This window comes from Hymenobacter crusticola (genome assembly GCF_002154225.1).
GTDB lineage: Bacteria > Bacteroidota > Bacteroidia > Cytophagales > Hymenobacteraceae > Hymenobacter > Hymenobacter crusticola.
The window spans coordinates 163054-183187 of record NZ_MTSE01000001.1 but is presented as its reverse complement, the minus strand read 5'-3'; the positions used below and the strand labels follow the sequence as shown (position 1 = coordinate 183187).

Annotated in this window: 17 protein-coding genes; 8 read left to right on the top strand and 9 right to left on the bottom strand. The window is 55.3% G+C overall.

Annotated features, from left to right (window positions below; all coding sequences use genetic code 11):
* Positions 1 to 72: 72 nt before the first annotated feature.
* Positions 73 to 288, bottom strand: coding sequence for a heavy-metal-associated domain-containing protein (locus BXP70_RS00645; protein WP_086592086.1), 216 nt, complete (start codon positions 286 to 288; stop codon positions 73 to 75).
* Between the two features lie 172 nt (positions 289 to 460).
* Between BXP70_RS00645 and BXP70_RS00640 the strand changes: the two genes are divergently transcribed.
* Positions 461 to 1006, top strand: coding sequence for a DUF4240 domain-containing protein (locus BXP70_RS00640; RefSeq protein ID WP_179197535.1), 546 nt, complete (start codon positions 461 to 463; stop codon positions 1004 to 1006).
* A gap of 9 nt (positions 1007 to 1015) precedes the next feature.
* On the opposite strand, the gene BXP70_RS00635 is transcribed toward BXP70_RS00640, so the two are convergent.
* Positions 1016 to 2500, bottom strand: coding sequence for a nicotinate phosphoribosyltransferase (locus BXP70_RS00635; protein WP_086592084.1), 1485 nt, complete (start codon positions 2498 to 2500; stop codon positions 1016 to 1018).
* Positions 2501 to 2614: 114 nt separating this feature from the next.
* On the opposite strand from BXP70_RS00635, the gene BXP70_RS00630 reads away from it, so the two are divergent.
* The gene (locus BXP70_RS00630) at positions 2615 to 3298 is read left to right on the top strand and encodes a DUF1345 domain-containing protein (protein ID WP_086592083.1); all 684 of its coding nucleotides are present in this window, start codon (positions 2615 to 2617) and stop codon (positions 3296 to 3298) included.
* Between the two features lie 11 nt (positions 3299 to 3309).
* On the opposite strand, the gene BXP70_RS00625 is transcribed toward BXP70_RS00630, so the two are convergent.
* From BXP70_RS00625 to BXP70_RS00610, 4 genes are all read right to left on the bottom strand, one after another.
* Entirely contained in the window at positions 3310 to 3720 is a 411-nt protein-coding gene (locus tag BXP70_RS00625) for an STAS domain-containing protein (protein WP_086592082.1), read from the bottom strand.
* A gap of 49 nt (positions 3721 to 3769) precedes the next feature.
* Positions 3770 to 4114 (bottom strand): STAS domain-containing protein, encoded by a 345-nt coding sequence (locus tag BXP70_RS00620; protein ID WP_086592081.1) that lies wholly within the window; start codon positions 4112 to 4114, stop codon positions 3770 to 3772.
* A gap of 256 nt (positions 4115 to 4370) precedes the next feature.
* Positions 4371 to 5921 carry an FAD-dependent oxidoreductase gene (locus BXP70_RS00615; RefSeq protein ID WP_086592080.1) on the bottom strand — a complete coding sequence of 517 codons (1551 nt, stop codon included), beginning with the start codon at positions 5919 to 5921 and terminating at the stop codon, positions 4371 to 4373.
* Between the two features lie 137 nt (positions 5922 to 6058).
* The gene (locus BXP70_RS00610; protein ID WP_086592079.1) at positions 6059 to 6949 is read right to left on the bottom strand and encodes a cyanophycinase; all 891 of its coding nucleotides are present in this window, start codon (positions 6947 to 6949) and stop codon (positions 6059 to 6061) included.
* A gap of 568 nt (positions 6950 to 7517) precedes the next feature.
* Between BXP70_RS00610 and BXP70_RS29310 the strand changes: the two genes are divergently transcribed.
* Positions 7518 to 7997 (top strand): hypothetical protein, encoded by a 480-nt coding sequence (locus BXP70_RS29310; RefSeq protein ID WP_143436320.1) that lies wholly within the window; start codon positions 7518 to 7520, stop codon positions 7995 to 7997.
* A 36-nt stretch (positions 7998 to 8033) separates the two neighbouring features.
* Here the strand turns inward: BXP70_RS29310 and BXP70_RS00600 are convergent, their stop codons facing one another.
* Positions 8034 to 8570, bottom strand: coding sequence for a response regulator (locus BXP70_RS00600; protein ID WP_086592077.1), 537 nt, complete (start codon positions 8568 to 8570; stop codon positions 8034 to 8036).
* A 688-nt stretch (positions 8571 to 9258) separates the two neighbouring features.
* On the opposite strand from BXP70_RS00600, the gene BXP70_RS00595 reads away from it, so the two are divergent.
* Positions 9259 to 9906, top strand: coding sequence for a response regulator (locus tag BXP70_RS00595; protein ID WP_086592076.1), 648 nt, complete (start codon positions 9259 to 9261; stop codon positions 9904 to 9906).
* A gap of 72 nt (positions 9907 to 9978) precedes the next feature.
* Here BXP70_RS00595 and BXP70_RS00590 read toward each other — a convergent pair whose 3' ends face one another.
* Both BXP70_RS00590 and rhaT read right to left on the bottom strand, forming a co-directional pair.
* A complete protein-coding gene (locus BXP70_RS00590; protein WP_245849401.1) occupies positions 9979 to 12051 on the bottom strand; it encodes a rhamnogalacturonan lyase in 2073 nt (690 codons plus the stop codon).
* Positions 12052 to 12252: 201 nt separating this feature from the next.
* Positions 12253 to 13368, bottom strand: a complete 1116-nt coding sequence (gene rhaT, locus BXP70_RS00585) for an L-rhamnose/proton symporter RhaT (RefSeq protein WP_086592075.1) — start codon at positions 13366 to 13368, stop codon at positions 12253 to 12255.
* A 242-nt stretch (positions 13369 to 13610) separates the two neighbouring features.
* On the opposite strand from rhaT, the gene BXP70_RS00580 reads away from it, so the two are divergent.
* From BXP70_RS00580 to BXP70_RS00565, 4 genes are all read left to right on the top strand, one after another.
* Complete coding sequence (locus tag BXP70_RS00580) at positions 13611 to 15719, top strand: bifunctional aldolase/short-chain dehydrogenase (protein ID WP_086592074.1); 2109 nt, start codon at positions 13611 to 13613, stop codon at positions 15717 to 15719.
* A 406-nt stretch (positions 15720 to 16125) separates the two neighbouring features.
* Entirely contained in the window at positions 16126 to 17136 is a 1011-nt protein-coding gene (locus BXP70_RS00575) for a GntR family transcriptional regulator (RefSeq protein WP_086592073.1), read from the top strand.
* 233 nt (positions 17137 to 17369) lie between these two features.
* A complete protein-coding gene (locus tag BXP70_RS00570) occupies positions 17370 to 18650 on the top strand; it encodes a TIM barrel protein (protein ID WP_086592072.1) in 1281 nt (426 codons plus the stop codon).
* Entirely contained in the window at positions 18647 to 19981 is a 1335-nt protein-coding gene (locus BXP70_RS00565; protein ID WP_086592071.1) for an FGGY-family carbohydrate kinase, read from the top strand. Before BXP70_RS00570 ends, BXP70_RS00565 begins: the two co-directional genes overlap by 4 nt.
* The last annotated feature ends 153 nt before the right edge of the window (positions 19982 to 20134 follow it).

The window sequence follows — 20134 nt, the reverse complement described above, 5'->3', positions numbered from 1 at the left end:
GTATCAAGCGCACGAAACGAAAAGCGTCTGTCATCCTCCGGGACGACAGACGCTTTTTCTTTATGAGCTAGGTTAAGCCTGAGCCGGCTCTATATCAAATCCGGCTTGCGAAACCGCTTTCATGATCAGCTCAGGAATAGGGTTCTCGCCCTCCACAGTCAGGATCTTGTTTGGATTGTTGGTGTCGACGTTCCACTTGTCGATGCTAGCTTCGGCGTCGAGGAAAGGTGTTACGGCGCGCAGGCAGTTAGCGCAGTTGATGCTGGTTTTGAATTGTAGGGTAGACATGGAAAGGAGGTAGTTGAGCCGCTGGAAGCTGAAAAGCTAGCAGCTAGTGAGTTGCTGGTATAACAACGAACGGGTATCAAAAGTATCGGCAGTCTCCTTGCAAAGCGGCATAAGCTTTGGCTGATAGAGTACAACGTTTTGGCATACCTATCAAATAGTATAAGCAATGGGAATGGATAAGAAAGAATTCTGGCGGTTAATAGACTCAACTCACAAAGATTCTGCAGGCGACCAAGACCTTCAGGAAGCCATGCTAATTAGTCGTCTCGAAAAGTATACACCCGAGGAGATAATAGAATTTGAGTGTATAATGAGAGAGTACCTGATAGAGGCAGATGACTTTACGATGATGGCCGCGCAAAAAATTATTGAAGGCTGGGTAACCGACGATCCTTATCTGTATTTCCGTTGCTGGCTAATTGGGCAAGGTGAAAGCACGTTCACAGAAGCCCTGCGTAATCCAGATGTACTAGCTGACCTGGTTGAAGATGACGTTGAATACCTAGACTTTGAACCTCTGCTCTATGTTGCCACCCAGACATATGAACAGCGCACCGGCCAGCAGGAAGACGATGACGATAACAACAGCTTTCCTAGGAATGCTGCGAGTGAACGTGGTTTGAGTTATGACTTTGGCTCGATAACGAAAGGAGAAGACTGGACGGAAGAACAGCTACCCACACTGTTGCCTAGGCTCTGGGCAAAGTTCAACACATAAAATCTCGCTCTACGCTGGCCGCTGTGGGCGCTTCTCCAAAATCAGGTTTGTGCGGAACGTATTCAAGCCTTCTTCCAAACCCACAGGATACGTGTGCGGATTCAGGAAGCGGCGAATGCTAGGGTCGAGCGAGTTGATTTCGCGCTGCACTCGCTCGCGGCTTTCTTGCAAGCTAGGTAGCGTCATGATGAGCTTGCCTTGGCGGAATACCGGCTCTAGTAGCTCCCGGAAGGTGGTAGAGCGTACGGGGCGCCGGCGCGTGGGGTCAAGTGGGTCAATGATGGTGAGGTTTTCTGGGAGCGGCTCGGCGATGTTGTAGAGCATGTCGGCGCGGGCCTGGCCTTTCTCGGTTTCGAAGCGGCGCACTTGCAGGATGCCGGGGATGCTCGTTTTGGCGAGTTGCTCCGAAATTTTGACGGTGAAGTCCCAGCCATTGTCGTCGGCATGACGCAGGGCAGCTAGCTTGTACACGCCTCCGAGCGCCGGCTGGTCGTAGGCCGTCACGAGCTTGGTACCCACGCCCCACGTATCGATGCGGGCACCCTGAAGCTTGAGGCTGGTAATGAGGCTTTCGTCGAGGTCGTTGCTGGCGACGATGCGCGTTTTGGGGAAACCGGCTTCGTCTAGCAACGCGCGTGCTTCGCGGCTGAGATAAGCTAGGTCACCCGAGTCGAGGCGGATGCCGGCTAGCTCGTGGCCTCGCTCGCGCATTTGACGCGCTACTGCAATGGCGTGGCGCACGCCCTCTAGGGTGTCGTACGTATCCACGAGAAATACGGAATCGTCGGGGAAGGCTTCTGCGTAAGCAGTGAAGGCCTCTTCCTCGTCCTCAAATGACATGACCCAACTGTGGGCGTGGGTGCCCTTCACGGGGATGCCGAAACGCTGACCCGCTAGCACATTAGAGGTAGCATCGGCGCCACCTAGGTAGGCCGCGCGGCTGGCTGACAAGCCACCGTCAAACCCTTGGGCTCGGCGCAAGCCAAACTCCAACACTTGGTCGGAGCCGGCGGCCTCGCGGATGCGGGCGGTTTTGGTCGCAATCAGCGTTTGAAAGTTGATGAGCGTGAGCAGGGCCGTCTCGACTAGCTGCGCCTGAATGAGCGGGCCTTGCACCCGCACTAGGGGTTCATTGGCAAACACGACCGTGCCTTCCGCAATAGCGTCGACGTCGCAAGTGAATTTCAGGTCGCGCAGGTAGTCGAGGAAGCCTTGCTCAAACATCGGCGTGCCCTTCGAGCCTTTTAAGCCAGCTAGGTACGTAATATCATCCTCCGAAAAACCTAGGTTTTGAAGCCAATCGGCGGCGTACGCTAAGCCGGCACACACGGCGTAACCGCCGCTAAATGGTGGCTTGCGGAAGTAAAGATGAAAAACCGCCTCGCGGTCTTGCAGCCCTTTTTTCCAGTAGCCATACGCCATGGTGAGCTGATACAAATCGGTAACGAGGCTAAGCGAGGGCGCGTACAGGCCGGAGAGCGGAGCAGGGTTCATGCAGAAACGGTTGGCAACAGACCGGCAACATACGCAATTCGTCGCGCTTAGAAGCTACGCTGCAAAAGTCCCGGTTTATTCGCCAAGTTTGAATGCTCACTCGTTGCTGCCCTTATGCCTAACTCTCGCTCGTCTTTCCGCCTGCTTCACCACCTAGGCTCAGTATCAACGCGGTTTCGCTTGGTGGTTGGGCTAGGTCTTGGTTTGTGCGCTTACGCGATGGCGCCCCGCGATTTGCACCCAATTACCCGGTTTATTGCTGGTTGGGATGGATTTGCGGGTGCCAACCTGGGAATGTTCTGGAGCAGCATTGTTGTCAGTGATGTGCACCGGATTCGCGGCGTAGCTACCGCCGAAGATCCTGGTCGCGTCCCGTCTTTCGTGCTGGTGTTGGTCGGAGCTATAGCCAGCGTGCTGGCAGTAGTCGTGCTGCTCGGCATTATGCATGCTGCTCCCGGCCATGTGATGCGCACGCAAGTGGTGTTATCCGTGGCGGCAGTAGCTAGCTCCTGGCTGCTGCTGCATACTATCTTCACGCTGCGCTACGCCCACCTCTACTACGACCCTGAGGTAGACGGCAGCGAAGGCGGCCTGGAGTTTCCTGGTTCGGAGAAAGAGCCGGATTATCTGGATTTTGCTTACTTCTCCTTCGTCATCGGCATGACGGCCCAAACCGCTGATATTGGTATTAGCGGCCGTGTGCTGCGGCGGTGGGCGCTGCTACATGGGGTGCTTTCTTATGGCTTCAATACGGCTATCATTGCACTCAGTATCAGTAGTCTAGCTAGCCTCTTGTAGCATTTGCGAAGCTAGCTTCCGTAGGGCTGCTGGCTCCGCGTTACCTCTCTCCCGAACGGAACAGCCCAGTACGTTTGGCGCTGGGCATGATAGAGTTGGTCGGCATCGAGCAAGGTGGGCACAATGGTCGGCGGCGTGGTTGGGCAAGCGTCCAAAAGTGCCTGTTCGATGCCGGGCTCCAGGTGACACAGAACCAACTGAATGCCACGCTGCGCATACTGCTGATGGTAGTGCAGCAAGATCTGGCAGGTGCGCGCGCTGAGCTGGTGCAGCTCGCTACAGTCAACCCACACGCTAGGTTTGCCACTATGGCCCGCCGCGTATAAGGCCTGCGCCAGCGGTACGCTGCCAAGCGTGTGTCGCTCAGGGGCCAGAATCAGCAGATAACTTTGTGGGAGAATTTCCCGGTACACTTCCCTCATGATCGATCTAGAACAGAGAATAAGGGGTGAAGGATGCAAACGGCGTACGCTAAAGACCTTGCTGATCGGGCCCGCTGTAGGCTTCGGCGGGCAGCAGCGTGAGCAACGAAGCTAGCCCCGACGAGTCGAGGCGCTCCTGCACGGCTGGTTGCAGGCCACACAACAGTAGTTTGGTACCCATCGCATCAAATTGAGGCAGAAATTGCAGCAGAACCCGTAAGCCCCGGTAATCCATGTGCGTGAGCTGGCGGCAATCGAGCCATACGCGGTGGGCACCACACTGAGCCGCTTCTAAGAGTAAGCTAGCGAGCTTGCTCACGTTTTCATCCCCCAAGCACGCGCCCCGCAAGCGTAGCAGGAACTGGTCAGATTTCACTAGCTTGTCGAAATCCATGATGCTCAGTATTAGCGGTGGAAGCCTGGCTTTCGGCGTAGTATCTACCTGAACAGCCTATTACAAAGATAGATAGGGCTTTTGGGCGGGCATAGGCGTAAAATACTGGTTTTTGATCTAGTTGCCTGAGAATGAATACGTATAAACAACCACTCAGCAAAGTTCAGCTGCGCAGGCTATGTGCAAGCAGCAAGGCCCCACGCTCACCGAATCAGGGTGTGCGTGGGGCCTTGCTGTATGGGTTGTAAGTAAGTGCCTAGCTTTGGTCCACAGCGGCTAGATCCTCATTGCTGGGGCCATTGAGTAAATGACCATAAGCGTCGAAGCGCGAGCCATGGCACGGGCAGTCCCAGCTGCTTTCCACGCCATTCCAGTGCACTACGCATCCTAGGTGCGGGCAGATGGCCGAGCACGTATGCGTTTGGCCTTGCGGGTCGCGGTACACGGCTACTTTCGTAAGCCCCCGGCGCAACACGGCTCCGCTTCCGGGCTCAATTTCTTCCTCCTTCGATACGTCTCCGCCGGTTAGCAGGTCAGTATACTCCGCGGCCACGTTCGCATTTTCGCGGGCAAATTCTTTGATCGACGAGGGGCGTAGAGTCACGCGGCCTGGATCATAGAGTTTTTCCCAGGGCGTTTGGCGACCTTGGATGAGGTCGGCTACCAGCATCGCCCCGAGGGTGCCGTGGGTCATGCCGTGGCCCGAGTCGCCGGTGATGATGTACACGTTGTCGGCATCCAGCGGATTACGGCCCGCGTAGCCTAGGCCGTCGTTGGGCTCCAAGACCTGGCCCGACCAGCGGTAGTCAATGCTTTCCATCATCGGAAAGTGCTCCCGCATCCATTCTTCCAGGCGGCGGAAGCTTTCGGCTGGGGCTCCCTGGCCCACCTTGTGGTCTTCGCCACCCACGATGAGCAGGTCGTGTGAAACGCCATCGGGTTCGCCGGGCACCTCTTCTAGCCGGATATAATGGTAGGGGTCGGGCGTATCCCAGTACAAGGCCTTGGTTACGGAGCCGTGCGGGATGCGGGCGGCAATGGCGTAGGTGCGGTAAGCGCCCTGCTTGGTGTGCATCACCACGCGGTCGTTTACGGGGGTATTGGTAGCTAGGAGCACGGCTTTGGCCGTTACGGTAGCGCCGTTGGCTGTCGTTACGCTGGCCTTTTTGCCGCCTTGCACCTCACTCACGTGGGAGTGGGTAAAGATCCGGCCACCGCGTCGCGTGATGGCTTCTACCAATCCGTGCAGGTACTTAACGATGTGAAACTGCCCCTGATTCGGAAATTCCAGGCATTCACCCGTCTGAAAGCCCTTGGTGGGGGAGTTGGCGAGCCGCCGAACTCCCGTTAGGCCCGCGCGGTGGGCAGCGGCTAGCTCCTCGTCTAGCTCTTTGGGGTCGCCATCCTGGGGCAAAAATAGGTAGCCATTGACGCGGGAAAAATCGCAGGCAATATGCTCTTCCCGCACAATATCATTGATCAGGTCGATGGCGCCACCGTGGCTCTGGGCGGCAATACGGGCTCCTTCTTTCCCAAACAGTTCCTCCAAGGTTGTATACCGGTCGTCGAGGGCGTTGGAGAGGTGAGCCGTAGTGCGGGCGGTTTCGCCGCTACCTAGGTTGCCGCTTTCCAGCACTACTACGTTGCGGCCCTCACGCGTGAGCAGGTAAGCGGTGGTAAGGCCCGCAATACCAGCTCCCACCACCACTACGTCAGTCGTTATGTTCTGCGTGAGGGGCGGAAACTCGGGCAGAGCAGGGGCGGTATGCAGCCACGAAGGCTGCGTAGAAGCGGAAGTTTCTTTCATAGCATAGGAAGTTGAAAATCGGTCGGCTAGGTTGTGTACGCCCCGGCCGCTGCCTGGTTCTGCGCTAGTGCGTGACTGCGTGATCGAAGGAAAAAGCTGGGCAAGGTATGAGAACGATTACTCCGCCACTCCGCTACTCACTGGTGCAGCTGTGGGGTAAGCTGAAGGGTGTACCGCTCGCCCGGAGAAAGGAAGTGGATTTTTAAGTCGCGGATATAGAACGGGGTATCGGGCTCGATGTCGTAGATGTTGGTAGCTGTGTCTTCGCGGGCTTCTAGAATAGTAGCCAAGCCGCTACCAATAACTTCCAGCTCGCGCCCATCGTGCACCACCACGGCCGTGTCTTCTTCGAGGCCGATGCCTACGCAGGAAAGATTAGTGGCCAGAATTTGGGCCATGCGCACAATGCGACCCCGCGCAACGAAGTGGGTATCGATGGCCACGTCGCGCATAAACTGTAGACCAGTAGTTATGGCAATTTCCCCTTTGCGGAAGCCTGCGTTGTTGGTGCCTTCGTAAATCATGGGCGTGGACAAGGCCGTAGCGCCGGCGCTGGTGCCGCCTATCACGATGCGCTCGTACGTGTAGCGTTCCTTTAGGCGTTGCAAAATGGCCGTGCCGCCCAAGATACTGGTGAGGCGGAGTTGGTCGCCGCCCGTAAACCAGATGCCGGCTGCTTCCTCTACCAACGCTAGGTGTTCTGGCCGGAGCGTATCGGCGCGGTTGCGTATATCGAGCACTTCAATGCGCCCACGCCCTAGCTCGGAGAAAACACGTCGGTAGTCGGCCGCCGATTCGTCGGGTTCTCCCGAGGCGGTAGGCACTACCACAATCAGTGGGTCATTGCCCACCAGCTCGTCGCAGAAGCGTTTGAGGATAGTTTCGGGGGCAAAATTGTTGTTTTTGTCTTGGTTCGACCCACGCTCGGCGGCTTCGCCTTTGTTCTCGTGGCCTCCTACAGCAATCAGGAGACCCTTTGGTAGTGGGCAAGTTGATTCGTGTGCGGTGGTATGTTTGCGAGTAGCCATAAGTAGTAAAGAATACTACATTAGCTAAGGGTGGGTTGTGGCCACCTAAATGGGCTTTTCTGAAGCAGAACAGCCTTCTTGAGGAGCTTGTAGCAAATAGTGAGGGGGATAGTAGCGATAAGTAGTTAATTATACGGATAAATCTATAGCCTATCTACGTACTTATTCCAAAGTCTTTGGCAATAATACGTACTAAACACCTCTTAATTAAGTACCTTTAATTCAGTATCTGCCACCTAGCATATAGGCGATTAGTTGGTGAACTTGAACTATTCAAGTAGTTCTACTGCTACTAGCTGAACTATCCAACTTCGCACTTATACAGCCTCGTGCTGCTGACTTTTTCATGCTATGAAGACAGCCTATTTCGCGATGCCCAGTTCGTTAGGACGGCGGCTGAAGTAGGCCATTTCCACGTGAGCGCAGCGCATAAGCAAAACTCGTTGCGACGCTTCTTTGCGCGACGCGCATGCTGCTCCCGGTTTGCTAAGAGCCTTACGCTGTGCTCGGCTCACCTGTGATAGTTAATTGCTCCCTCTACTTTCCCCTCTGTCAACGCAAACATACCATGCGGCCTATCTATTCCCAACCTTACTGTTGCAATCCGCCAGCCGACCTCACCCTCACCAATCATCGACATGCCGACCCCGCGTGTAGCTTCGTTCTGAGCCGTTGCCTAGGCTCTTCGTCGTACTACGGCTTATGGCTTCTAGAAGGTGCCTACGTACTTGATCACTGGGTAGTATTGGCCGACGGCACCCGGGGCTTGCATCAGCCCACCATCTTCTTGCTTCAGTCGGCCAGCCGGCTGCTGCCGGCGGCGCACTACGACGAAGGACCTTGTCAAATTGTGCCGCTGCACCTCCATGACGGCAACAATCAGTCGAATACAACAGTCCGCCAAGCCCTCATTGAGGGCTGCTTGACCCTGCACCTCGATGGCCAGCACATGCAGGGAAGCTACTTGCTTCAGCGGGTAGGAGCAGGCCGGGGGCACACCTGGCAACTGATGCAGATAAGCCAAGCAGCCCTGCAAAAGCTAGGTTGAGCTTCCTCCGTAGTATGTAGGGTTACTAATTACGCACTACGGGTTAAGGTTTGTGCGCGTGCCAAGCGGTAAGCCAACAATGGGTGGCTCTTGGTTTTGCTTTTGGATGATGGGGAAAGGTTCTTTGCCCTTGATGCTGGTGCTGGCACCAGTGCCGTGGGTTAGCCTATCTACCAAGCGCAGCCCGATCTCGGTGCACAAGAAAAGAACATTCTGGTGCACCGTATGAATCGCGTGAACAATCTCCCGGAGTGGCGAACTTTTTAGGGCATAGCCAAGGGCGCCCGCTTCGAGGGCCCGCGCTGCATAATACTCATGATCGAGCATGGAAAGTACTAGCACCCGTACCTGCGGAAACTGCTGCCGAATAAAGCGAATAGCCGTGAGGCCATCCATTGCCGGCATATGTAAGTCGAGTACTACTACATCCGTGGGGGTTTCGGCTAGCACTTCCAGCAAAAGCAGGCCATTGCTAGCTTGGCCTACTATCTCTATGCCTGCTTCGCGCGCGAGCAAGCTTCGGATTTCATCTCGCAAAATGGTGTGGTCATCGGCCAAAACTACCCGAATCATAGGCGCAGTGTAAGTAAGCTAGCTAGTAACCCTAGAAGGGGCAAACTGTTTCTTCAATAAAGAAGCCAAATATCCTATCGTTCAGTTTGTTACGATTAAATTGGCTTCCAGCGCTAGCCGCCGATACGCTCAAAACGACAGAAATACGTACTCCCAAAATCAGTGTTTAATCGGTGTTAAAATGAAGGAGAGCGAGCTAGCTTTGCGGAAAAATTGGAGCAGGGCTTCATGAGTACACCCTATCTTCTTCAGGTGCTGACACCCAACGAATTGGCCGGTGGCAACACTGTAAAGTCAAAGAACTAAAGAACTCGTAGGGTGCCTCACTAAGCGATACAGTCAATGGGTAAGCTTGTTAGCCACGGTGCGGCGTTGAAACCAAGCTCCGCTTCTTCTGGTTTGCTCACGGTAAATAAACCGTTAGCTACCGAACCAAAATAGCCATAACTCAATTTACATCGTACAATTCATGTAATGCCATAGAGTTGTAGAAACTCTGGTAGTTAATTATTTAACTCAGTATTACTACTGACTTCACTTTTGGTAGCAAAAGCTGCCTCGCCTAGCATTCCAATATTTTTACAAAGTAGGGCTTACAAAACCGCTGCTTCATCCTGAGAGGTGAAACCCACGCATTGTTCTGGCTGTTACTTGCGCTTTTGCTCCGTTATTTTTCCTTGTACATCATATGATTCGCGTTGTTCTGACTGATGACCATGCTATTATCCGCGACGGGATCAACTCGTTGTTGCGTGATGAGTCTGGTTTGGAGGTAGTTGGGGAGGCTGGCAATGGGCAGCAGTTGCTGGATTTTCTTGAAACGACACCCGTTGATGTAGTCCTGCTGGATTTGAATATGCCCATCATGGATGGGTTTACCACCATTGGACACCTGCGGCGACTATACCCGCATATCAAGGTGCTGGTGCTTTCTATGCTCGATCATGAGCGCTACGTAGCGCAGGCGCTCGAAGCCGGCGCTCTGGGCTACACGCTCAAGAGTACTGGCCGCGCCGAGCTCGTGTATGCCATCACAACGGTTGCGGCGGGCCAATCTTTTCTGTGCACAGCTATTGGCATGGCCTTGTTGCGACGGTTGCAGAGCCCGGAGGCTAGCGTGGGCGAGGCGCCCAAAACGAGCAGCCTTTCCAAGCGCGAACTAGAGGTGCTGCGGCTCATCGCGGAGGGCATGACCAACGCCGAAATTGCCGATAAGCTCTTCACCAGCAAGCGCACCATCGAAACCCACCGGCAAAATATCATTGAAAAAACGCAAGCCAAAAACACCGCTGCGCTAATCAAATTTGCAGCTAGCAACGGCATGCTCAGCGAATAATAAGCTAGCTTTTTGACGCTAAAAAGCCCTCTTCGCACCAGGCGAAGAGGGCTTTTGCTTTTCACTACCGCACTATTTGCGTGTCGCGGTAACCGGATCAGCTTTGCTCGCCGACGACCTAGGGGTGGGAGCTACCTGGCCTGTTGGGGCCGTCAGGGGCGTGCCTTCCCCTAGGTAGAAGCTAGGGTGAGGCGGCTGGTTGTAGCCGACGTTTTCGCGCGCCACTCCCAGGCGGTAAGCCGGGTCCTGCATCAGCGTAACGAAGCGATGCTCGGTGGGAATAGTAGTGGTGAAAATGAGCAGTTCCTGGTTATTGGTGTTGCGCCAAATAACCTCTTCGCGCCAGTCGCCGAAGAGGTCGGCGCTCAAGCAAGGAGTGGCTTTGGTGCCGTTGTTGGAAGCCGCGCCCAGTGGTCCGCCATCAAGCAAGTGGTCGAGCTTGCCATTCTGGTAATCCCACTTATCCACGTAGGTACGGTCGAGCAGCTCGCGCAGTAGGTCGCCATCCCACCAAATGCCAAAGTTGATGGAGCGGGGTGCATCGCCGATGCGCTGGCCTTTGATGGTGCGTAGGCCCGTTTCGGGCGAACTGGCCCACACCTCGGCACCTAGGTAGCGCGGGTCGATGTCGGCGGCCATGCCCCGGCCCGCATCTTGGCCCTGGTCTGTCGACCACAGTACTTTACCGGCCCCAGCATCGTAAAGTGCCGCACCCGGACCTAGCTCGTGGCCCGGAATGGGTTCTTCGTTTTCGTGCACACCCCAGGCTTCCAGCCCCGGCGTAGTGGGGTCGAAGTCACTGACATGCAGGGCGTCGCCGTGCCGCAAACCCGTCGAAAACAGCCCTTTGCCGTTGTCATCAACCACCATTGAGCCGTACACGATTTCATCTTTGCCGTCGAAATCCACATCGTTCACGCTCAAGCCGTGGTTGCCCATGCCCGAAAACGGATTACCGGCATTCTGCGAGTCGAATACCCAGCGTGAGGTGAGTTTGCCCTGGCGCCAATCCCAGGCAGCTAGCACCGTACGGCCGTAGTAGCCCCGACACATTACCACGCTTGGGTGCACGCCGTCGAGGTAGGCCACGCAGGCCAGCATCCGGTCGCTGCGGTTGCCTGTGGCGTCGTTGCCCCCGTTGCCCCCAATGCCACCCCAACCGTTGAGCGGGTCACGGCCGGGCACGTAGGCGGTAGTAGCCAGTGCTGCCCCCGTCAAGCCATTGAACACCGTGAAATACTCCGGCCCCGCCATGATCTTGCCGTAGCGACCATCGCGGGGGCCAGGCACCTGCACGCCATCGGTGGGCACCGTGAGGGAGCGGTAATCTTTGCTAGCGTCGCCAATGACTTTGCCCTTACCGTCGAGGGTGCCATCGGCGGTTTTGCAGGCTAGCTCCGCTTTGCCGTCGCCATCAAGGTCGTAGGCCATAAACTGGGTGTAGTGCGCTCCTGCCCGGATGTTCTTCCCTAGGTTGATGCGCCAAAGCCGGGTGCCATCGAGCTTGTACGCGTCTAAGATTACCGGCCCAGTAATGCCCGCTGAGCCGTTGTCGCGGGCATTGGTAGGCTCCCATTTTAAGATCAGCTCATAATTACCGTCGCCATCAAGGTCGGCAGTTGAGGCGTCGTTGGCTGTATAGGTGTAGGTGCTCACATCAGCCCCGCTGCTGACGGTGCCGCCTTCGAGTTGTTGGAGCGGCACGCGCAGAAAGTTCTGATTCCATACGGGGGCGGTTTCAGGGCTAGCTTGTGCTCCCTTCGCCCCAACGAGCTGCACCGAATAGGAAACCGGCTGGTCGCTGCTTTTTACTTTGTCCAACTTGTCGAGCCAGTTGGTAGTGCTTGTAACGGGCTGGCTATTCAGCTTAATGGTGGTACCACCGGCCGTTTTGCGAAACACGTTGAAGCCTGCCTTGGCTGGGTCGGAGTTGAGCAGCCGCCAGCTAACAAACACGCCCGTACCTGGCTGCGCCACCGCCACCACACCCCGACCTAGCTTTTCCATCTGTCGGGCATTAGGAGCCGGCCCGGCAGCAGTCGGTTTGGCGCCCGCCACGATGAGCGTGCCGCACGTGAACAACATATAAGCTAGGCGGCGTGAGGTGCTTGCGCGTTGGGGCACGGGGGGCAAGGAGGGGCTCATAACGAACAAGAGAAAGTAAGAACACACGGTAACAACGCATGATAAAGCCAGACTTTATCGGAAAACCTGCCTACATCAAGCGGGCACTTGCTCAGCACTAGAAATGAAAATGGCCCGCTGTGATAGGGCCATTTTCATTTTGCTCAAGCAAGGACTTCGTTTCGGTAGTAGCTAGCAAACAACGCTGTTCACTAAGCTAGATTATCGCGACGATACTGATTCTGCGGATGCTTGCAACTCTGGCTTGGCCTTAGCGGGCGTCGTGGCAGCTTCACTTTGGTCAGAACCTAGGTAGTTGCCGTAGCCCACAATCACGGTGGAGAGCACCACCGTTAGGATGCCCAACGACACGGTGCGCATAGTAGCGCGATTGGCGCCTCGCCACTCGTGCAAATACAGGCCCCACATCGAACTGAAGGCAATAATGAAGGCCATGTGCAGCGTCCAGCCCGAGAAGCGGTAAACACCTAGCTTGGTGTCGCCCATGCCGTAGAAGAAGAACTGGAAGTACCACAGCGTGCCCGCCATGGCGCAAAACAGGATGTTTCGCAGGGCTGGGTACGAAGGATTGAGGTAGTCGGTGTACGTGCGATTCTTGAGGTTCAGGTACAGGCACCATATTGCGTTGGTGGTCAAGCCCCCGAGCAGAATCACCACTAAGATGGCGTTGTTCTTATACAGCGGGTCGGCGCCCTGCTGCACGGCTAGGTCTGCGATTTTCTGCCCGGCCTCCAAGCCGAAGGCGAAGCAGGCGCTCATAATGCCCGAAAAGACGGCTACCATCAAGCCTTTTCTCAGGTCGTATTCGGCAATCGACTCATTTTTTTGCTCAGCCGACAGCGACTTTTCCTTCATGATACCGGCCCGGCTGCAAATCAGAATGCCCACTAGGCACACCAGCAGCCCTAGCAGCGTCACCTGCCCAGAGGCGGTACTCAGCAGCTGAACGATGGTGCCGCCCCAAATAGGTGGCACCAGCGTACCGACCAACGCACACAGCCCCATAATCACGGCCATGCCCAACGACAGACCTAGGTAGCGCATGCCTAGTCCAAACGTCAGGCCCCCGAAGCCCCAGAGCACGCCCCAGAAATACACCCAGAAGAGAGTAGTGTTGTCGGTCTGGCGCAGGACCGTCGTCAGGTTGGGAATAGTTGCCATACCTAGGATCCACGGAACCAGCAGCCACGATACAATGCCGCCCACTAGCCAATAGCTTTCCCAAGACCAGCCCTTTACCTTTTTATAAGGTAGATAGAAACTGCCGGAGGCAAAGCCGCCTAAGGCGTGAAAAATAACTCCCCAAATTACAGCCATAGTGGTAGGATTTTCAACAAACTTGCTTTACTCATTGCCTTGTACCGTCCTGTGCTCTCCTGACTTCAAAAAGTACAGCTTTCGGCGGAATATTGCCGAGCAGGGCGGGCTGGGTAACAGTATCTTCATTCGGGAAGCAGGAGAGTGCAGGAGGTTAGGCCCGCAAGAATACATGTCCTTTGTTGTAAAGGACATCAAAAGCCTAGTTATTGTCTCTGGAACATCAACAGCAGCACACGCATATGAATCAAACGTCAACCTTTCAGCACGTCAGCTACTTGTGGGACGAGGCTAAGGCGGCTGAACTGGCCGGCGATGAGGTAGCCCTCTTTATCTACCGCTCCAACCTGCTCGGCGCCGACCTGCGCCTCACCAACTACGCGGGAGGTAACACTTCGTGCAAAGTCACCGAAAAAGATCCGTTGACGGGCCAGCCCACGGAAGTAATGTGGGTGAAAGGTTCGGGCGGCGACATTGGTACGCTCACCAAAGCCGGCTGCGCCACCCTCTACGTCGAGAAGCTGCACGCCCTGAAGAACCGCTACCGCGGCCTCGAATTTGAGGACGAGATGGTGGAGCTTTTCAACCACTGCTTATTCGATCCAAAATCGGCCGCGCCTAGCATCGACACGCCGCTGCATGGCTTGCTGCCCTTCAAGCACATCGACCACCTGCACCCCGACGCGCTGATTGCCATTGCGGCCAGCAAAGACGGCGAGCAGATCATGAAAGAAATCTGGGGTGACACCATGGGCTGGTTGCCCTGGCAGCGCCCTGGCTTCGACCTAGGTCTGAAGCTAGAGAAGATTGTACAGGAAAACCCAAACCTGCGCGGCGTCATCTTGGGCGGCCACGGCCTGTTCACTTGGGGCGACACCAGCTACGATTCGTACATGAACACGCTGGAAGTCATTGAGATGGCTGCCACGTACTTGGAAGCCAACTACGGCAAAAAGAGCCCCGTGTTCGGTGGCGTGAAGCTGGAGAACGGCCCGAGCGAAACCGAGCGCCGCAAGCTCGCCGCCGAGGTAATGCCCATCCTGCGTGGCCTCGCTTCGAGCAAGCGCCGCATGCTCGGTCATTATACCGATGATGCGCGCGTGCTGGAGTACGTAAACTCCAACGACCTGCCCCGCCTCGCCCAGAAAGGCACCAGCTGCCCCGACCACTTCCTGCGCACCAAGATTCGTCCGCTCGTGCTCGATGCCGAAACGATGAAAGGTGACGCCGCCAGCGTACAAACCTACCTGGAAAGCCAGTTTGAGGCCTACCGCCAAGACTACGTGGCGTACTACGAGCGCAGCAAGCACGCCAACTCCCCGGCCGTTCGCGACGCTAACCCCGTCATCATCTTGTGGCCCGGCGTAGGCATGTTCAGCTTCGCCAAAGACAAGCAGACCGCCCGCGTAGCCGCCGAGTTCTACACCAACGCCATCAACGTGATGAAGGGTGCAGAAGCCGTGTCGGAATACCTAGGTCTGCCCGAGCAGGAAGCCTTCGACATTGAATACTGGCTGCTCGAAGAAGCCAAGCTTCAGCGCATGCCCAAGCCCAAGTCGTTGTCGGGCCAGATTGCCTACGTAACGGGCGGCACCGGCGGCATCGGCAAAGCCATCTGCGAAGTGCTGCTGCAAAACGGCGCCTGCGTGGTAGCCGTCGACCGCGACCGGCTGGAGGAAACTCAAACCGAGCTGCGCCAAAAGTATGGCAAAGACAGCGCGCTATCGGCTCGCATCGACGTGACGGATGCCGAGAGCATTGCGGAGTCGCTGCGTCAGAGCGTGTTGCAATTCGGTGGCGTGGACATTGTGGTGAACTGCGCTGGCTTGTCGATCAGCAAGCCCCTGCAAGACACCACCCAAGCCGACTGGGACATCCTGAACGACGTGCTCGTGAAAGGCCAGTTCCTCGTAAGCCAAGAGGCCGTCATCATCCAGCGCAAGCAAAAGCTAGGTGGCGACATCGTGAACATCGCCAGTAAAAACGGCTTGGTAGCCGGCCCGAACAACGTGGCCTACGGTACCGCCAAAGCCGCCCAGCTGCACATGTCGCGCCTGCTGGCCGCCGAGCTAGGTCCTGATAAGATCCGCGTGAACACCGTGAACCCCGATGCCGTGCTGCGTGGCAGCAAAATCTGGGAAAGCGGTTGGGCCGAGGGTCGCGCCAAGGCATATGGTGTGAAGGTAGAAGACCTGCCCCAGCACTATGCTAAGCGTACGCTGCTCGGCGAAGAAGTACTGGCCGAAGACATTGCTAAGGCAGTGCTCGTGTTCGTAGATGGCTCGCTGTCCAAATCGACGGGTAACGTACTGAACGTTGACGGTGGTGTAGCTATGGCATTCGTGCGCTAGGCAAGCAACCATTTATTTTGAAAGGGCGACTATGCACGGCATGGTCGCCCTTTTTTTGTGTTCTTGGAAGAATTAAATTTATTTCTGTTTTGGCCTGAGTGCCTTTAGCTCTGTGCGAAAAGGCCCTTTTACGAACTAGAAAGAACAACACCGCATTCTCGTCTACTAAAAGAGCTTATATGGCAACGTTCCCGGAAACGATTACTGGATTTATTCCCTTATTCATTTTTAAATGTGCACCCCTTTCGGTAAGTTTTGTGACGGTTTGCTAACGCGTCAGTTCTGTCAAACTAGGTACTGACTTAGAAAAACTCTATAAGCACCATGGTTCGTAAGTTGATTTCTCCTACCGGAGTAAGGGGCCATTTCCTAGTTTCACCCAACTTATGCAATCGTTTTCACTGGTATGTACAAGCTGCAATTTAAGCCGTTCGATAAAACACCTAAGTATAAGCAGATTGTCCAGTCTGTTATTACGGATATCGAGCGTGGCATCCTGAAAAAAGGAGATCAGCTGCCTTCTATTAGTGAGTTAAGCTCGGAGTACTACCTAGCCCGCGATACGGTGGAAAAGGCGTACCGAGAGTTGCGCGAGCGGGGCTTTTCCACTTCCGTGCAAGGTAAAGGCTACTACGTGCAAGCCGACGACGCCGTGAAGTTGAAGGTGTTGCTGATTTTCAATAAGCTGAGTTCTTATAAAAAGATCATCTACTACGCGTTCATCAAGGCACTTGGTGAGCGGGCAAGCGTTGATCTGCAGATTCATCACTACAATGCCCGCTTGTTCGAGGAAATTATCGACAAGAACCTAGGTAAGTACAACTACTACGTAGTGATGCCGCACTTCACGCAAGACCTAGATAAGGCCGATTTTCGTAAGGTGCTGGAGCGAATTCCGAATGACGAACTAGTACTACTAGACAAGGATATTCCGGAAATTAAGCGCGAGCACCTGAGCGTGTACCAGGATTTCGACAAGGATATCTTTGGGGCGCTGGAGGGCTTACAGGATCTGCTTGCTAAGTATCACCGCCTTGTGCTGGTGCTGCCAAGCGACGGAAATTATCCGGTGGAAATCGCCTGGGGCTTCCGTACGTTTTGTATCAACTACAAGAAAGAATTTGCGGTCAAGGAAAGCGCCATGAACGAGGTGCTGCAAGCTGGCACGGCTTACGTGCTGGTGGAAATCAGTGACTTAGCTGAACTTATCAAAAAGGTGCGCCAAACCAGCTACTTACTCGGGCGTGAGATTGGCGTCATTTCCTTTAACGAAACAACGCTAAAAGAAGTGATGGGCATCACGGTCATCACGACAGATTTTGAGGCAATGGGCCGCACAGCCGCTGAAAAGCTGCTGGCAAAAGAGCACTGCAAAGTCAAAAACCCCTTTTACACCATCCGGCGCGGTTCGCTCTAACGAGTGGCTTCGCACTGAGTGACTGCGTGGACGTTGAATGCTGGATTGGTCCTTTACCATCTGCAGTCACTCCGCTACTCAGTCACTCCGTGCGAAGCCACTCAGTTGTAACAGGCAGGAGAGTTCAGAACAGTTTGGGAAGGTGGCGGCCCTATTTTGCTTAACGAAACTTTGATTTTGTCGAAGCTGCGGCTGCCACTCCGGAGCTTTTACTCCACTCTCATCTGCACCCCATGATACCCGATCAGCGAATCCACGACCTCAACCAATCGTTGCTGGACAACCACCAATTCCAGCTCAACTACGTTACCGACCTGCTAGGTCGCCGCCAGATCGATGCCCAGGATGTCATCCGGCAGATCGTTGATTTTCAAGTGGCAATTCCAAGTTGGGCCCTCGGTACGGGTGGCACACGCTTCGGCCGTTATCCTGCGGGCGGTGAGCCGCGCAGCTTAGAAGAAAAGATTGAGGACGTAGGCTTGCTGCACAAGCTGAACGGCTCGTCGAACTCCATTTCCTTGCATATTCCGTGGGATATCCCGCAAGATATTGCGGCTCTGGAGCAGTTGCTGCGCGAGCAGAAACTGGTGATAGATTCGGTAAACTCCAACACCTTCCAGGACCAAAAAGACCAGCCGTATTCCTATAAGTTTGGCTCGCTGCTCAACACGGAAGAGGCGATACGTCAACAAGCCATTCAGCACAACATCGACTGCATCGGTTACGGTAAGCAGCTAGGTGCCAAGACGCTGACAGTGTGGCTCGCCGACGGTTCTAATTTCCCCGGTCAGCAGCACTTCCGCCAGGCTTACCAGCGCACCGCCGATTCGCTAGCTTCCATCTACGAGGCTATGCCGTCGGATTGGACCATGCTGATCGAGTACAAACCCTACGAGCCGCACTTCTACTCGATGGTAATTCCCGACTGGGGCACGTCGTACGCGCTGTGCCAGGCTACGGGCAAAAACGCGCAGGTGCTTGTCGACCTAGGTCACCACTTGCCCAACACCAACATTGAGCAGATTGTGGCGCGTCTGCTGCATTTCGGACGCCTCGGCGGCTTCCACTTCAACGGCTCTAGCTACGGCGACGACGACCTGACCACAGGCAGCAGCAAGCCTTTCCAACTCTTCTTGATCTTCAACGAGCTGGTAGACGGCAAGCTAGACCAACTGGTGAACAACCCCGCTGTGGCTTACATGATCGATGCCAGCCACAACACCAAAGACCCACTGGAAGATTTGCTGCAGTCGGTTGATAACATCTTAACTACGTACGCGAAAGCCTTAATCGTTGACCGCGCTACCTTGCGCGAGGCGCAGCAGAACAACGACGTAGTAAAAGCTGAAGAAACCCTGCGCGACGCTTTCCTAACGGATGTGCGGCCGCTGGTAGCGGAAGCCTACCGCCAGAGTGGTGGTGCTCTGCAACCGATTGCCGCCTACCGGGCCGAGCGCGTCCGCGAGCAACTGATTCAGCGCCGGGGCAAACTGAGTGTTTCGACCGGGCTATGATGAAGAAAAAATCGATCTACGCCGTCTTCGATGTTGGCAAGACCAACAAGAAGGTCATCCTCTTCGACGAAGACCGGCAAATCATTGAGGAGAAGCAGCACATCTGTCAGGAGGCCATCGATGATGATGGGTTTGCCTGCGAAAGTCTTACGCGCCTGACGCAGTGGGTACAGACGCACTGGACTGAGCTACGTGACAACCCGCATTACTCACTCAAGGGGGTTAACTTCACTTCCTACGGCGCCAGCTTCGTGCACCTAGGTAAGGATAATAAGCCGGTGTTGCCGCTCTATAACTATCTGAAGCCGATGCCTGAAGACTGCGCCGCGCAATTCTACGCGTCGCTGGGGCAGTCGCCGGAGGAGTTTGCGGCTGACACCTGTTCGCCGCGGCTCGGCATGCTCAACTCAGGTTTGCAGCTCTACTGGCTGAAGTACGCCAAGCCGGAGTTGTATGCTCAGATTCAAACGTCCTTGCACTTGCCGCAATACTTGTCGTACCTGATTTCGGGCGAGAAGTACAGCGATTATACCTCCGTAGGGTGTCACACGGCGCTTTGGGACTTCCGCAACAACCGCTACCATGACTGGGTGCACCGCGAGGGCATCGATGAAAAGCTAGCTCCACTGATCAAGGATTCGGTGGCGTCGGTGGTCGATGGCATCTTGGTAGGCGTGGGGCTGCACGACAGCTCGGCGGCGGTGCTGCCCTACTTGCAGCAGCAAAGTGAGCCCTTCTTGCTCGTTTCCACCGGCACGTGGTCTGTGACGCTCAACCCTTTCAACCGGGAGACGCTCACACCGGAGCTGCTAGAGCGTGACTGCCTGAGCTACTTGTCGCCGCAAGGGCAGATGACCAAGGCCTCGCGGGTATTCTTCGGGCGCGAACACGACTACCAAGTGGCGCGCATTGCGGAGTACTTCCACGTGAAGCCGGACTTCTTTCACTCGTGGGTGCTGGCCCGGCCGTATGATGCGGCTTCGCACAACTTTAAGCCGGCTTGCATGGCGGGCACGGGGCCCTTCCCGAAGCAACCGGCTGAAGAGTGGGACCTCTCAGGCTTCCACACGGCCGGTGATGCGTACCAGCACCTCATCCATGGATTGCTCGATATTCTGACGACTTCCATCAACTTAATTCGGCAGGATGAGAAAACGATTTACGTGGATGGCGGTTTTGCTCGTAACCCGCTGTTTATGCAAGTGCTAGGGTGGAACTTCCCCGACGTGAAAATTCAGACGTTAGAGGTTCCGCAGGCTACTGCGATGGGCGCCCTGATCAACCTAGAACAAGGCGAAGCTTGGAAGAAAACGCAGTTGATGTTTTCGTAGGAATACTGTTTGAAATAGAACACCATACTGAGCCCTGCGGAATATCTGGCGTGCAGTAGTGACTCTGAGTAATGGAGTTACTATTGGGCACAAGATGATTCGCAGGGCTTAGCGTGACTCATGTTTTTTGACGGCTTCAGAAGCCAAAAGCGA

Excerpts from the sequence above, each read along its gene's own strand:
- BXP70_RS00565 (WP_086592071.1), top strand. The coding sequence starts at position 18,647 with ATGATGAAGAAAAAATCGATCTACGCCGTCTTCGATGTTGGCAAGACC.
- BXP70_RS00620 (WP_086592081.1), bottom strand. The coding sequence starts at position 4,114 with ATGGATTTCGACAAGCTAGTGAAATCTGACCAGTTCCTGCTACGCTTG.
- BXP70_RS00635 (WP_086592084.1), bottom strand. The coding sequence starts at position 2,500 with ATGAACCCTGCTCCGCTCTCCGGCCTGTACGCGCCCTCGCTTAGCCTC.
- BXP70_RS00625 (WP_086592082.1), bottom strand. The coding sequence starts at position 3,720 with ATGAGGGAAGTGTACCGGGAAATTCTCCCACAAAGTTATCTGCTGATT.
- BXP70_RS29310 (WP_143436320.1), top strand. The coding sequence starts at position 7,518 with ATGCGGCCTATCTATTCCCAACCTTACTGTTGCAATCCGCCAGCCGAC.
- BXP70_RS00590 (WP_245849401.1), bottom strand. The coding sequence starts at position 12,051 with ATGAGCCCCTCCTTGCCCCCCGTGCCCCAACGCGCAAGCACCTCACGC.
- BXP70_RS00615 (WP_086592080.1), bottom strand. The coding sequence starts at position 5,921 with ATGAAAGAAACTTCCGCTTCTACGCAGCCTTCGTGGCTGCATACCGCC.
- BXP70_RS00630 (WP_086592083.1), top strand. The coding sequence starts at position 2,615 with ATGCCTAACTCTCGCTCGTCTTTCCGCCTGCTTCACCACCTAGGCTCA.
- BXP70_RS00640 (WP_179197535.1), top strand. The coding sequence starts at position 461 with ATGGATAAGAAAGAATTCTGGCGGTTAATAGACTCAACTCACAAAGAT.
- BXP70_RS00575 (WP_086592073.1), top strand. The coding sequence starts at position 16,126 with ATGTACAAGCTGCAATTTAAGCCGTTCGATAAAACACCTAAGTATAAG.
- BXP70_RS00570 (WP_086592072.1), top strand. The coding sequence starts at position 17,370 with ATGATACCCGATCAGCGAATCCACGACCTCAACCAATCGTTGCTGGAC.
- BXP70_RS00580 (WP_086592074.1), top strand. The coding sequence starts at position 13,611 with ATGAATCAAACGTCAACCTTTCAGCACGTCAGCTACTTGTGGGACGAG.
- BXP70_RS00645 (WP_086592086.1), bottom strand. The coding sequence starts at position 288 with ATGTCTACCCTACAATTCAAAACCAGCATCAACTGCGCTAACTGCCTG.
- BXP70_RS00595 (WP_086592076.1), top strand. The coding sequence starts at position 9,259 with ATGATTCGCGTTGTTCTGACTGATGACCATGCTATTATCCGCGACGGG.
- BXP70_RS00600 (WP_086592077.1), bottom strand. The coding sequence starts at position 8,570 with ATGATTCGGGTAGTTTTGGCCGATGACCACACCATTTTGCGAGATGAA.
- rhaT (WP_086592075.1), bottom strand. The coding sequence starts at position 13,368 with ATGGCTGTAATTTGGGGAGTTATTTTTCACGCCTTAGGCGGCTTTGCC.
- BXP70_RS00610 (WP_086592079.1), bottom strand. The coding sequence starts at position 6,949 with ATGGCTACTCGCAAACATACCACCGCACACGAATCAACTTGCCCACTA.